The sequence below is a fragment of the Kitasatospora hibisci genome, from assembly GCF_043950205.1.
Taxonomy (GTDB): domain Bacteria; phylum Actinomycetota; class Actinomycetes; order Streptomycetales; family Streptomycetaceae; genus Kitasatospora; species Kitasatospora hibisci.
Map to the genome: position 1 here is coordinate 2616433 of NZ_CP171642.1, position 13568 is coordinate 2630000.

Genomic DNA, 13568 nt, shown 5'->3' on the forward strand with positions numbered 1-13568 from the left:
GATCGAGCCGCCGGGACCGATCGCAGGAACGCTGGAAGGAGAGGGCATGGACTTCGACACCCGCCTCGCGGAGGCCTGGGTCCGCGCGGCGGCCGCCGCCGTCGACAAGGAGCAGGAGCGGCTCACCGAGCTGGACTCCGCGATCGGCGACGGCGACCACGGCAGCAACATGCAGCGCGGGTTCACGGCCGTGATGGCCGCGCTGGACGGGCTCGACCCGGCCGGTCCCGGCGCGGTGCTGACCAGGACCGGCACGACACTGATCTCGAAGGTCGGCGGCGCCGCCGGGCCGCTGTACGGGAAGGCATTCCGCGCCCTGGGCGCGGCCCTGCCGGGGCCCGCCGACCCGGCCGGCTTCGGCGACGCACTGGCGGCCGGCCTGCAGGCGGTCCGGGACCTCGGCAAGGCCGAACCCGGGGACAAGACCATCGTGGACGCCTACACCCCGGCCCTGGCCGCCTTCCGTGCGGCGGTTGCGGCCGGCGCCGACCTGCCCAGGGCCGCCGCCGCGGCGGCGGACGCGGCCGAGCGGGGAGCCCGGGACACCGTGCCGCTCCAGGCCCGCAAGGGTCGCGCCTCCTACCTGGGCCCGCGCAGCGTCGGCCACCAGGACCCGGGCGCGACCTCCACCGCCCTGCTGTTCCGCGCCCTCGCCGACGTCACCAGGCCCTGACCCGAGGCCACGACCGCCCGCCGTCGGTCCGCGTCGGTCCGCATCGGGCCCGCCGGCCGCGTCAGACCCGATCGGTCCGGGTGATCAGGAGCAGCAGGGCGTCGTCCCGCAGGTCCCCGCCGGTGTGCTCCAGCAGGTCGGCGTAGACCCGGCCGACCGCCGCCTCCAGCTCCGCCGAGGAGCGGGCCGCGCCCCGGACCAGCGGGCCGACCCGCTCCGACAGCGGGTAGAACTCTCCGTTCTCCCGGTGCCGGGCCTCGATCACGCCGTCGGTGCAGAGCACCAGCACGTCCTCGTGCCCGAACGGCTGGTCCCAGGCGGTCGGCTCGCCCGCGGCCAGCCGCCCGAGGCCGAGCGGCACCCAGGGGTCGGGCGCGTCGAGGACGTGCACCCCGCCGTCCGGGCCCACCCGGATCGGCGCGACGTGTCCGTACTGGAGCAGCTCCACCACCCCCGGCGTGCGGAACTCGGCGAACAGCGCGGTGGTGAACTCCCCGTCGGGGGCGTGCCGCTCGACGCTGGCCTCGATCCGGGCGGCCACCCCGCGCAGCCCGGCCTCGTCGTAGGCGGCCTCGCGGAACGCACCGAGCACCACGGCGGCGGTCTGCACCGCGCCGAGCCCCTTGCCGCGCACGTCCCCGACCGCCACCCGGGTGCCGTGCGGGGTCTCCAGCACCGAGTAGAGGTCGCCGCCGATCCGCGAGGCGTCCGCCGCGGAGACGTACCGGACGGCGAGGCGCAGCGGTCCGACCTCCGGGCCGGGAAGCCGGAGCAGCGCCCGCTGGGCGGCCTCGGCGACCGAGCTGACGGCCGCGAAGGCCGCCGCCCGGCGCATCCTGATCTTGGCGACCCAGGCGGAGAACAGGGTCAGCAGCACGTAGGTGACCAGGGCACCGTAGAGGAAGCGCTCGTCGTCGACGTTGTCGACCTCGTCGTAGTGGCTGAGGCCGAAGACCGCGAGGAAGCCGAGCGAGCAGACGAGCAGCAGCTCGACCGGCCGCAGGGTGAGTGCGGCGATGGCGGGCACCACCGTCATCAGCGGCGCGAGGTAGCGGTCCTTGCTGGAGAGCAGGTCGGCCGTGCCGATCAGGGCGATCGCGAGCAGCGCGGGGGTGGCCCGGAGCCAGAACGGGATGTCCTGGAGGTCGGTGGCCAGCAGCGCGCCGCGGCGCCGCTCCGGCGACAGCCCCGCGGCCGTGGGGAGCGCGGGCAACCGGAATCGGCGGATCGAGAACACATATCGAACATAACGGACGTTCAGCGCCCCCACCCGCGCACGTCCGCCCGATCGTGCACCGACCGCGGGGGCGGTCCCGCCACCTCCCCCGCCGGGCCGATCCGCACCCGCCCGGTCCGCCGCGCAGCGCGACCGAGCAGCCGCACAAGGGGGGAATCCGCACGCCACCCCGGCTGCGGATTCGAGCGCCGCGTGTCCAGGCGCATACGCTCTGCTCTCGGAGCCCGGGCCGCGGCGCGGCCGACCCGGTGATCCGGACCACACCGCCCCCGCCCGCTGGAGATACCCCGCAGGGGTATGGTGTTATCAGAGGAAGAGCCCGGGCAGCCCGCCCGCGGCGGCACAGACCGGAGGCCCCGATGTCCAGCACCATCACCTACACCGTGACCGGCATGAGCTGCGGCCACTGCGAGAGCTCGGTCTCCAAGGAGCTCTCCGCCCTGGCCGGCGTCACCGAGGTGGCGGCCGACGCCAAGGCCGGCACCGTGACGGTCTCCTCCGCGGCCCCGCTCGACGAGGAGCTGGTCCGCGCCGCCGTCGACGAGGCCGGCTACGAGCTCGTCGGCCCGGCTGCCTGAGCCCGGGCCGCGCCGCGCGGCGGGGGTCCCGCCACCCCGGGCTCCCGCCCCTCGCCCCCGCCCTCTGTCCTCACCAAGGAGCTGATCCGCCATGAGCACCTCCACACCGGGCACCGCCGCCCCGGACGCCGCCGCGGCCGAGGGCGACCGCCGGTCGGGCACCCGGGACCGCGTCGAGCTGTCGATCGGCGGAATGACCTGCGCGTCCTGCGCGGCCCGGATCGAGAAGAAGCTCAACCGGATGGACGGCGTCGAGGCCACCGTCAACTTCGCCACCGAGAGGGCCCGGATCGACTTCGGGCCCGGGGTCGGCGTCGCGGACCTGATCGCCACCGTCGAGAACACCGGCTACACCGCGGAGCTCCCCCCGCCGCCCGTTACGGCACCGGGTGAACCGGCCGGCGCCGCCGCGGAGCAGCACCCGGCCGACCCGCTGCTGGACCGGCTGCTGATCAGCGCCGTGCTCAGCGTCCCGGTGGTCCTGCTCTCGATGGTCCCCGCCCTGCAGTTCACCAACTGGCAGTGGCTGGCGTTCGCGCTCACCGGCCCGGTGGTCGTCCACGGCGGGCTGCCGTTCCACCGGGCCGCCTGGACCAACCTCCGGCACGGCGCGGCGACCATGGACACCCTCGTCTCGCTCGGCACCCTGGCGGCCTTCGGCTGGTCCTCCTGGGCGCTGTTCTGGGGCCACGCCGGCATGCCGGGCATGCGGCACGAGTTCTCGCTCTCCGTCGGCGCCACCGACGCCTCCTCCGCGCTGTACCTGGAGACGGCCGCCGCCGTCACCGTGCTGATCCTGCTCGGCCGCTACTTCGAGGCCCGTTCCAAGCGCCGGGCCGGCGCCGCGCTGCACGCGCTGCTCGACCTGGGCGCCAGGGACGTCTCGGTGCTGGAGAACGGCCGCGAGGTCCGGCTGCCGGTCGACCGGTTGACCGTGGGGATGCGCTTCGTGGTGCGTCCGGGCGAGAAGATCGCCACCGACGGCACCGTGGTCGAGGGCGCCTCGGCCGTGGACGCCTCGATGCTGACCGGTGAGTCCGTCCCGGTCGAGGTCGCGGTGGGCGACGCGGTCACCGGTGCCACCGTGAACGCCGGCGGCCGGCTGGTGGTCGAGGCCACCCGGGTCGGCGCGGACACCCAGCTCGCCAGGATGGCCAAGCTGGTGGAGGACGCCCAGAACGGCAAGGCCGCAGCCCAGCGGCTGGCCGACCGGATCTCCGCCGTCTTCGTGCCCGTGGTGATCCTGATCGCGCTCGGCACGCTGGTCGGCTGGCTGCTGGTCACGGACAGCCCCACCGAGGCGTTCACCGCGGCCGTGGCCGTGCTGATCATCGCGTGCCCGTGCGCCCTCGGCCTGGCCACCCCGACCGCGCTGATGGTCGGCACCGGGCGCGGCGCCCAGCTCGGCGTCCTGATCAAGGGCCCCGAGGTCCTGGAGACCACCCGCAGGGTCGACACCGTCGTGCTGGACAAGACCGGCACCGTCACCACCGGCCGGATGACCCTGCTCGCCGTCCACACCGCCGAGGGCGTCACCGAGCACGAGGCACTGCGGCTGGCCGGCGCGCTGGAGCACGCCTCCGAGCACCCGATCGCCGCCGCCGTCGCGGCCGCGGCCGCCGAACGCACCGGCACCCCGCCCGCCGTCCAGGACTTCGAGAGCCTCCCCGGCCTCGGCGTCCAGGGCGTGGTGGACGGCCACCGCGTGGTCGCCGGCCGTGCGGACCTGCTGGCGGAGCGCGCCCAGCCGCTCCCACCGGCGCTGGCGGAGGCCAGGCGCGCCGCCGAGGCCACCGGCCGGACCGCCGTCGCGGTCGGCTGGGACGGCGCCGCGCGGGCCGTCCTGGAGATCGCCGACGCGGTCAGGCCGACCAGCGCCGAGGCGATCGCCGGGCTGCGGACCCTCGGGCTGACCCCGATGCTGCTCACCGGGGACAACACGGCGGTGGCCGCCGCGGTCGCCGCCGAGGTCGGCATCCCCCCGGAGCACGTGGTCGCCGAGGTGCTGCCGGAGCAGAAGGTCGACATCGTCCGGCGACTCCAGGACGAGGGCAAGGTCGTCGCGATGGTCGGCGACGGCGTCAACGACGCGGCCGCACTCGCCCAGGCCGACCTCGGCCTGGCCATGGGCACCGGCACCGACGCCGCCATCGAGGCCGCCGACCTCACCCTCGTCCGCGGCGACCTGCGCGCCGCCGCCGACGCCATCCGCCTCTCCCGCCGCACCCTCGCCACCATCAAGGGCAACCTCTTCTGGGCCTTCGGCTACAACGTCGCCGCCCTCCCGCTCGCCGCCGCCGGCCTGCTCAACCCGATGATCGCCGGCGCCGCGATGGCCTTCTCCTCCGTCTTCGTGGTCACCAACAGCCTCCGGCTGCGTCGCTTCCGGCCCTCCTGAGTCCGCCATGGCGTGAGTCCGTCATGGCGAAGGCCCGTACCGCGTGGTACGGGCCTTCGCCATGACCGGCTCGCGGCTCAGCGGCCGAGCAGCTCGCCGCCGTTGCAGTGCAGGATCTCCCCGGTGATGAAGCCGGCCTCCGGCGAGGCCAGGAAGTGGACCGCCGCCGCGACCTCGCCGGTCTCCCCGATCCGGCCGAGCAGCGTCCGGGCCGCCCGGCGGGAGACCTCCGCCTCGTCCAGCCGCGGGCCGAAGAACTCGGTGCCGGCCACCGTGCCCGGGGCGACGATGTTGGCCGTGATGCCGGAGGTGCCGAGCTGGGCGGCGAGGAAGTGGTTCCAGGCGTGCAGCGAGGCCTTGGCGGCCCCGAAGGAGCCGGCACCGCGCAGCGCGGCGATCGAGCTGATGGTGACCACCCGGCCGGAGCCCGGGGTGAGCCGGTCTCGGATGGACTCGGTGAGCAGCACCACGGTCAGCACGTTGCGCTCGAAGTCGCCGCGCCAGCGGGCCAGCAGGGCGTGCGGGCCGCCGCCGATCACGGTCTCCCGGCTGCCGGCGTTGTTGACCAGCACGTCGATCTGCTCGGGCAGTTCGCCGAGTGCCGCCTCGACGGCGTCCGGATCCGCGAGGTCGCAGACCAGCGGGGTGACGTTCGCTCCCAGGTCGGCCGCGGCCTGTTCGAGCACCGCTCGCCGGCGGCCCACGATCACGACCCGTTCGCCCGCGTCGGCGAAGCGGCGCGCCACCTCGTACCCGATCCCCGTGCCACCGCCGGTGACAACCACGTTCCTGGCCATCTGCGCACTCCCTCCCCAGTTCCGCCGCCACGCTGCGAGGGTGCGGGGCGGTCCGTACCGGAATGCCACGATTCCTATCACGCTCGGTTGCCGTGACTGCGGGGAGGGTGACGTCGCCGCCGCCGGAAGGTGTGGTATGGGCGGGACACCGCGCGGACACGGAGCGTGGCGAGAGGCAGCTCACACCCCACGGGCGTAACTTCTCGCACCCTGATACGTCTTAGGTTGGTAGTGCGGCAGTATTCGGTGGGCGGCGGCGTGGTGAACGGCTTCACGTCACCGCACGGCGACCCGCTGCCGCCGACGGGGCTCCGGCGGGCCCCGGGACGGTCGCCGAGTTCGGCGGCCTTCGCGCACGGCGCCGGGGTGTGGCGGGTCAGGGACGCTTTGAGCGGCCGTCCCGGGCCGCGGCCGCCCCGGAGTCGTGCGCCGTCTGTCCCCCGTCCTCGCGACGGGACGGCGAAGGGCCCGGCCAGTGCGGCCGGGCCCTTCGAGGTCCCACGTCGGCGGCCCCGGCTCAGCGGGGCCTGGTCAGCGACCGGTCAGGCGCCAGTGACCGGTCGCGGATCAGCGGTCGCCGAGCTCGACGTAGTCGCGGATCGCGGTGCCGGTGTAGATCTGGCGCGGACGACCGATCCGGCTGGTCGGGTCGTTGATCATCTCGTGCCAGTGGGCGATCCAGCCCGGCAGCCGGCCGAGGGCGAACAGCACGGTGAACATGCTGGTCGGGAAGCCCATGGCGCGGTAGATCAGGCCGGTGTAGAAGTCCACGTTCGGGTAGAGCTTGCGCGAGACGAAGAAGTCGTCCTTGAGCGCGTGCTCCTCCAGCTTGAGCGCGATCTCCAGCAGCTCGTCGGACTTGCCGAGCTGGCTGAGGACCTCGTGCGCCAGCTGCTTGACCTGCGCGGCACGCGGGTCGAACGCCTTGTACACGCGATGGCCGAAGCCCATCAGCTTGACGCCGTCCTCGCGGTTCTTCACCTTGCGGATGAACGCGTCGACGTCGCCGCCGTCCTTCTGGATGCTCTCCAGCATCTCCAGCACCGCCTGGTTGGCGCCGCCGTGCAGCGGGCCCCAGAGCGCCGAGATGCCGGCCGAGATCGAGGCGAACAGGTTGGCGTGGCTGGAGCCGACCAGGCGCACGGTGGACGTCGAGCAGTTCTGCTCGTGGTCCGCGTGCAGGATCAGCAGCTTGTCCAGGGCGTTGACCACGACCGGGTTGAGCTCGTAGTCCTCCGCGGGGACGGCGAACGTCATCCGCAGCAGGTTCTCGACGTAGCTCAGGTCGTTGCGCGGGTAGACGAAGGGCTGGCCCATCGCCTTCTTGTACGCGTACGCCGCGATGGTCGGGAGCTTCGCCAGCAGGCGGACCGTCGACAGGTGCCGCTGGGCGGCGTCGAACGGGTTGTGGCTCTCCGGGTAGAAGGTGGAGAGCGCGCCGACCACCGAGGACAGCATCGCCATCGGGTGGGCGTCCCGCGGGAAACCCTGGAAGAAGCGCTTGACGTCCTCGTGCAGCAGGGTGTGCTGGGTGATCTCGCGGTTGAACTCCGACAGCTGGTCGGCCGTCGGGAGCTCGCCGTTGATCAGGAGGTACGCGGTCTCGATGAAGCCGCCCCGCTCGGCGAGCTGCTCGATCGGGTAGCCGCGGTACCGCAGGATGCCGTTGTCGCCGTCCACGAAGGTGATCGCGGACTTGTACGCGGCGGTGTTACCGAAGCCGTTGTCCAGGGTGACCAGGCCGGTCTGCGGGAGCAGCTTCGAGATGTCGAAGCCGGCGTTGCCCGCAGTGCTCTCGACGACGGGGTACTCGTACTCGCCGTCCTGGTACCGCAGTACTACCGAGTTGTCGCTCACGTCTTCCTCACCGACGAAATGAATCCTCTTCCAAGGTGCCCTGACTGTCTCTACCATCCCCCATCTGGAGGACAGCCGCGCACCCGGGGTGGCCCGAAAGGGACCACCCCTACAAAACCTGCCGCCCCAGCCGGTACGAACCGGACAAGATCGGCACCACCCCAGGCTCTGTCGTAAATCTCTTCACGTCAAGAGAACAATAGAGGCAACCATCCGTTGGAGAATCATCCAGTGGCCAGCCGATGATCCAGAGCGGCATGCCTCCGACCTGCGCTGACAGCCCGAACGGCCTGCCCGATCGCCTTCCGTGACCCCACCAGCACCACCAGTTTCCTCGCCCTGGTCACGGCCGTGTAGAGCAGGTTGCGCTGGAGCATCGTCCACGCGGACGTGGTGACCGGAATCACCACCACCGGATACTCGCTCCCCTGCGACCGGTGGATCGTCACCGCGTACGCGTGCGCCAGCTCGTCCAACTCGTCGAAGTCGTACGGCACCTCCTCGTCCTCGTCGGTCAGCACGGTCAACCGCTGGTCGTCCACGCTGAGCGCGGTCACCACCCCCACTGTGCCGTTGAAGACCCCGTTGCGCCCCTTGTCGTAGTTGTTGCGGATCTGGGTGACCTTATCCCCCACCCGGAACGTCCGCCCCCCGAACCGCCGCTCGGCCAGCCCCTCCCGGGCCGGCGTCACCGCGGCCTGCAGCAACGTGTTCAGGTTCCCCGCGCCCGCCGGTCCGCGGTGCATGGGTGCCAGCACCTGGACGTCCCGCCGGGCGTCGAAGCCGAACCGCTGCGGGATCCGCCGCGCGACCACGTCCACCGTCAGCCCCGCCGCCCGCTCGGCGTCGTCCTCCACGAACAGGAAGAAGTCCGACATCCCCTCCGTCAGCGGCGGCAGCCCCTCGTTGATCCGGTGCGCGTTGGTCACCACCCCGGACTGCTGCGCCTGCCGGAAGATCCTGGTCAGCCGCACCGACGGGATCGGGCTCCGCTCCGCCAGCAGGTCCCGCAGCACCTCGCCGGCACCGACCGAGGGCAACTGGTCCACATCCCCCACGAACAGCAGGTGCGCCCCCGGCGCCACAGCCTTGACCAGCTTGTTCGCCAGGATCAGGTCCAGCATCGAGGCCTCGTCCACCACCACCAGGTCCGCGTCCAGCGGCCGGTCCCGGTCGTACGCCGCGTCCCCGCCCGGCTTCAGCTCCAACAGCCGGTGCACCGTGGAGGCCTCCACCCCCGTCAGCTCCGACAGCCGCTTCGCCGCCCGGCCGGTCGGCGCCGCCAGCACCACCTTCGCCCGTTTCGCCAGCGCCAGCGTCACGATCGACTTCACCGTGAACGACTTCCCGCAGCCCGGACCGCCCGTCAGCACCGCGACCTTCTCGGTCAGCGCCAGCCGTACCGACTGCTCCTGCTCCTGAGCCAGCTCAGCCCCCGTCTGCTTCGCCAACCACCCCAGCGCCACCGGCCAGTCCACGTCCGCGAACCACGGCATCCGGTCCGCGTCCGCCCGCAGCAGCCGCAGCAGCTGGTTGGAGAGCGAGATCTCCGCCCGGTGGAACGGCACCAGGTACACGGCGGTGATCGGCTCGCCGTCGTCCGACGGCACCGTCTCCCGCACCACCCCCTCCGCCGCCACCAGCTCCGCCAGGCAGTCGATCACCAGCCCCACGTCCACCTGGAGCAGCTTCACCCCGTCCGCGATCAGCCGCTCCTCCGGCAGGTAGCAGTGCCCCTGGTCGCTGCTCTGCGACAGCGCGTACTGCAGCCCCGCCTTCACCCGCTCCGGGCTGTCGTGCGGGATGCCGACCGCCTGCGCGATCCGGTCCGCCGTCAGGAAGCCGATGCCCCACACGTCCGACGCCAGCCGGTACGGCTCCTGCCTCACCACCCCGATCGAGCCGTCCCCGTACTGCTTGTAGATCCGCACCGCGAGCGACGTCGACACACCGACGCCCTGGAGGAAGACCATGACCTCCTTGATGGACTTCTGCTCCTCCCAGGCCACCGCGATCTTCTTCGTCCGCTTCGGCCCGAGCCCCGGCACCTCGATCAGGCGGCCCGGCTCGTTCTCGATCACCTCCAGGGTGTCCACCCCGAACCGCTCCACGATCCGCTCGGCGAACCGCGGCCCGATGCCCTTGATCAGCCCCGACCCGAGGTAGCGCCGGATCCCCTGGACGGTCGCCGGCAGCACCGTCGTGTAGTTCTCCACCACGAACTGCCGCCCGTACTGCGGGTGCGACCCCCAGCGCCCGTGCAGCCTCAGCGACTCCCCCGGCTGCGCGCCCAGCAGGGCACCGACCACCGTGAGCAGGTCGTTGCTCCCGCGTCCCGTGTCCACCCGGGCCACCGTGTAGCCCGTCTCCTCGTTCGCGTAGGTGATGCGCTCCAGCACGCCCTCGACCTGCGCGAGCTGGCGCGGCTGGTCCGCCCGGCCCGCCGTCGACTGCTGCTGCGACTGCCCGGCCACCCAGCCCCCTCTACCAGTACGGGTGCACTTCCGCTACGCACCGTACCGCCCGGGTGCGACAGCCGGTGGCCGGATGCCAGGCTGGTACCGGTAGAGGGGGATCCCCCCGCCCCGGCCGCGACCCCGCGGCGACGGGCCCGCCCAAGGAGCCGTGCCGCCATGCTCACCACCGCCGTCACCCCCGGGTCGCCGAACTGGCTCGACCTCACCAGCCCGGACACCGCCGACTCCGCGACCTTCTACGCGACCGTGCTCGGCTGGACCTTCGCCGCCACCGACCCGGAGGACGGCGGTCACGGGCTCTTCCAGCAGCACGGCCGCACCGTCGCCGCCCTCGGCCCGATCGGCTCCGACGACGGCGACCCGGCCTGGACGATCTCCTTCTGCAGCCTCGACGTCGACCGGACCGCCGAGCTGGTCGAGACCGCCGGCGGCCTCGTCCACACCACCGCGTCCGACGCCGCGGCGACCGCCGCCGCGGCCGCCGCCCCGCTCGCCACCCTGGCCGGAGCCCGGACGATCCACTGCACCGACACCACCGGGGCCCGGTTCGCCGTCCGGCAGCCCGGCCGGACCCCCGGCCTGGAGGCCGTCACCGAGCCCGGCACGTTCTGCTGGGCCGAGTGCTACAGCGTCGACGCCGAGGCGGCCAAGGCCTTCTACCGCGCCGTGTTCTCCTGGCAGGAGCAGGACGTCCCGTTCGGCGAGGAGATGTACACCGTCCTGACCCCGGCCGGCGGGGGCACCGACGACGCCCACGGCGGTCTGATGCAGCTCAGCCCCGCGCACACCGCCGCGGGCACCGGCTCGCACTGGCTCCCCTACTTCGAGGTCCCCAACGTGGACGCGGCCGTGGCCCTCGCCGAACGGCTCCACGCGACGGTCCGGACGGGACCGACGGACGTGCACGGCGTCGGCCGGCTCGCCCAGCTCGCCGACCCGTACGGTGCCGTGTTCGCCGTCATCACCAGTGCGGCGTCGAGCGGGTGACAGGAGCTCACCCGCTCGGCCGCCTCGTCGAGCCCGTCACGCGGGGCCCGAAGGGCCTGGAGGGGCCCCCAGGGCGCCGACGAGGACAACAGCGAACAAAAGGGGGCCGACCGGGCCCGTGCGTGCCGGTAACGGGCTGCAGCGGCGCCTACGGCTCCGCTTAGGCTGTGATCATGACCGACCTGACGATCCGCCGGGCCACCGCCGGCGACCTGCCGGCAATGGTGGCCATGCTCGCCGACGACCCCCTGGGTGCCACCCGCGAGAGCCCCGACGACCTGACCCCCTACCGAACGGCCTTCGCCCGGATCGACGCCGACCCGAACCAGCACCTCGTCGTCGCCGAGCGCGCCGGCCGGGCCGTGGGCACCCTCCAGCTGACCGTCGTCCCAGGCCTCTCCCGCAAGGGCTCCACCCGCACGATCATCGAGGCGGTCCGGATCCACGCCGACGAACGCGGGAGCGGGCTCGGGACCGAGCTGATCCGCTGGGCGATCGACCGCTCCCGCGAGCTCGACGCCGACCTCGTCCAGCTCACCTCCGACGCGACCCGCACCGACGCCCACCGCTTCTACGAGCGCCTCGGATTCGTCGCCTCGCACCTCGGGTTCAAACTCAAGCCCTGATCGTCCGGAAATGCGAAGAACCCCCGATCCGTTCCCGGACCGGGGGTTCTTCAGAAGAATTGTTCGGCGGCGTCCTACTCTCCCACAGGGTCCCCCCTGCAGTACCATCGGCGCTGTGAGGCTTAGCTTCCGGGTTCGGAATGTAACCGGGCGTTTCCCTCACGCTATGACCACCGAAACACTATGAAACTATCTACCGCCCACCACACGGGCGGGGGTCGTTGTTTCAGAACAACACAGTGGACGCGAGCAACTGAGGACAAGCCCTCGGCCTATTAGTACCGGTCAACTCCACCCCTCACAGGGCTTCCATATCCGGCCTATCAACCCAGTCGTCTACTGGGAGCCTTACCCTCTCAAGGAGGTGGGAGTGCTCATCTCGAAGCAGGCTTCCCGCTTAGATGCTTTCAGCGGTTATCCCTCCCGAACGTAGCCAACCAGCCATGCCCTTGGCAGAACAACTGGCACACCAGAGGTTCGTCCGTCCCGGTCCTCTCGTACTAGGGACAGCCCTTCTCAACACTCCTACGCGCACAGCGGATAGGGACCGAACTGTCTCACGACGTTCTAAACCCAGCTCGCGTACCGCTTTAATGGGCGAACAGCCCAACCCTTGGGACCTACTCCAGCCCCAGGATGCGACGAGCCGACATCGAGGTGCCAAACCATCCCGTCGATATGGACTCTTGGGGAAGATCAGCCTGTTATCCCCGGGGTACCTTTTATCCGTTGAGCGACGGCGCTTCCACAAGCCACCGCCGGATCACTAGTCCCTACTTTCGTACCTGCTCGACCCGTCAGTCTCACAGTCAAGCTCCCTTGTGCACTTACACTCAACACCTGATTGCCAACCAGGCTGAGGGAACCTTTGGGCGCCTCCGTTACCCTTTAGGAGGCAACCGCCCCAGTTAAACTACCCACCAGACACTGTCCCTGATCCGGATCACGGACCCAGGTTAGACATCCAGCACGACCAGAGTGGTATTTCAACGACGACTCCACAACAACTGGCGTTGCCGCTTCAAAGTCTCCCACCTATCCTACACAAGCCGAACCGAACACCAATATCAAGCTATAGTAAAGGTCCCGGGGTCTTTCCGTCCTGCTGCGCGAAACGAGCATCTTTACTCGTAATGCAATTTCACCGGGCCTATGGTTGAGACAGTCGAGAAGTCGTTACGCCATTCGTGCAGGTCGGAACTTACCCGACAAGGAATTTCGCTACCTTAGGATGGTTATAGTTACCACCGCCGTTTACTGGCGCTTAAGTTCTCAGCTTCGCCAGAGCGAACTCTAGCTAACCGGTCCCCTTAACGTTCCAGCACCGGGCAGGCGTCAGTCCGTATACATCGCCTTACGGCTTCGCACGGACCTGTGTTTTTAGTAAACAGTCGCTTCTCGCTGGTCTCTGCGGCCACCCCCAGCTCAGACAGCACGTGTCATCACCAGGAATGGCCCCCCTTCTCCCGAAGTTACGGGGGCATTTTGCCGAGTTCCTTAACCATAGTTCACCCGAACGCCTCGGTATTCTCTACCTGACCACCTGAGTCGGTTTGGGGTACGGGCCGCCATGAAACTCGCTAGAGGCTTTTCTCGACAGCATAGGATCATCCACTTCACCACAATCGGCTCGGCATCAGGTCTCAGGCTACATGTTGTGCGGATTTGCCTACACAACGCCCTACACCCTTACCCCGGGACAACCACCGCCCGGGCTGGACTACCTTCCTGCGTCACCCCATCGCTCACCTACTACAGGCTTGGTTCAGCGGCTCCACCACGTCCCATCATCCGAAGACTCCGGGCCGGCTTCACGGCTTTAGCATCACCTGGTTCAGCGTTGGCGCTTCAAAGCGGGTACGGGAATATCAACCCGTTGTCCATCGACTACGCCTGTCGGCCTCGCCTTAGGTCCCGACTTACCCTGGGCAGATCAGC

The 13568-nt window shown here is 70.7% G+C and carries 9 protein-coding genes and 2 rRNA genes (1 of these 11 running past the window's edge); 5 read left to right on the plus strand and 6 right to left on the minus strand.

Annotation, left to right across the window (positions count from 1 at the left end):
* The first annotated feature begins 46 nt into the window (after positions 1–46).
* Positions 47–673, plus strand: coding sequence for a dihydroxyacetone kinase subunit DhaL (dhaL, locus tag ACF9IK_RS11175; protein ID WP_395294087.1), 627 nt, complete (start codon positions 47–49; stop codon positions 671–673).
* A 61-nt stretch (positions 674–734) separates the two neighbouring features.
* On the opposite strand, the gene ACF9IK_RS11180 is transcribed toward dhaL, so the two are convergent.
* The gene (locus tag ACF9IK_RS11180; protein WP_395294088.1) at positions 735–1910 is read right to left on the minus strand and encodes a PP2C family protein-serine/threonine phosphatase; all 1176 of its coding nucleotides are present in this window, start codon (positions 1908–1910) and stop codon (positions 735–737) included.
* A 305-nt stretch (positions 1911–2215) separates the two neighbouring features.
* On the opposite strand from ACF9IK_RS11180, the gene ACF9IK_RS11185 reads away from it, so the two are divergent.
* Complete coding sequence (locus ACF9IK_RS11185; RefSeq protein ID WP_395298538.1) at positions 2216–2488, plus strand: heavy-metal-associated domain-containing protein; 273 nt, start codon at positions 2216–2218, stop codon at positions 2486–2488.
* A 91-nt stretch (positions 2489–2579) separates the two neighbouring features.
* Positions 2580–4886 (plus strand): heavy metal translocating P-type ATPase, encoded by a 2307-nt coding sequence (locus tag ACF9IK_RS11190; protein ID WP_395294089.1) that lies wholly within the window; start codon positions 2580–2582, stop codon positions 4884–4886.
* 77 nt (positions 4887–4963) lie between these two features.
* On the opposite strand, the gene ACF9IK_RS11195 is transcribed toward ACF9IK_RS11190, so the two are convergent.
* The 3 genes from ACF9IK_RS11195 to recD2 form a co-directional block, all read right to left on the minus strand.
* Positions 4964–5683, minus strand: coding sequence for an SDR family NAD(P)-dependent oxidoreductase (locus tag ACF9IK_RS11195; RefSeq protein WP_395294090.1), 720 nt, complete (start codon positions 5681–5683; stop codon positions 4964–4966).
* A 567-nt stretch (positions 5684–6250) separates the two neighbouring features.
* On the minus strand, positions 6251–7540 hold the full coding sequence (locus tag ACF9IK_RS11200; protein WP_395294091.1) for a citrate synthase: 1290 nt from the start codon (positions 7538–7540) through the stop codon (positions 6251–6253).
* 224 nt (positions 7541–7764) lie between these two features.
* Positions 7765–10014: an SF1B family DNA helicase RecD2 gene (recD2, locus tag ACF9IK_RS11205; RefSeq protein ID WP_395294092.1), complete on the minus strand. Its 2250-nt coding sequence runs from the start codon at positions 10012–10014 to the stop codon at positions 7765–7767.
* Between the two features lie 159 nt (positions 10015–10173).
* On the opposite strand from recD2, the gene ACF9IK_RS11210 reads away from it, so the two are divergent.
* Both ACF9IK_RS11210 and ACF9IK_RS11215 read left to right on the plus strand, forming a co-directional pair.
* Positions 10174–11004, plus strand: coding sequence for a VOC family protein (locus ACF9IK_RS11210; RefSeq protein ID WP_395294093.1), 831 nt, complete (start codon positions 10174–10176; stop codon positions 11002–11004).
* A gap of 173 nt (positions 11005–11177) precedes the next feature.
* Entirely contained in the window at positions 11178–11630 is a 453-nt protein-coding gene (locus tag ACF9IK_RS11215) for a GNAT family N-acetyltransferase (RefSeq protein WP_395294094.1), read from the plus strand.
* Positions 11631–11691: 61 nt separating this feature from the next.
* Here ACF9IK_RS11215 and rrf read toward each other — a convergent pair.
* Together rrf and ACF9IK_RS11225 are read right to left on the minus strand one after the other, a co-directional pair.
* Positions 11692–11808 (minus strand): 5S ribosomal RNA (gene rrf / locus ACF9IK_RS11220).
* A gap of 77 nt (positions 11809–11885) precedes the next feature.
* Positions 11886–13568, minus strand: a 23S ribosomal RNA gene (locus ACF9IK_RS11225) (it continues 1435 nt past the right edge of the window).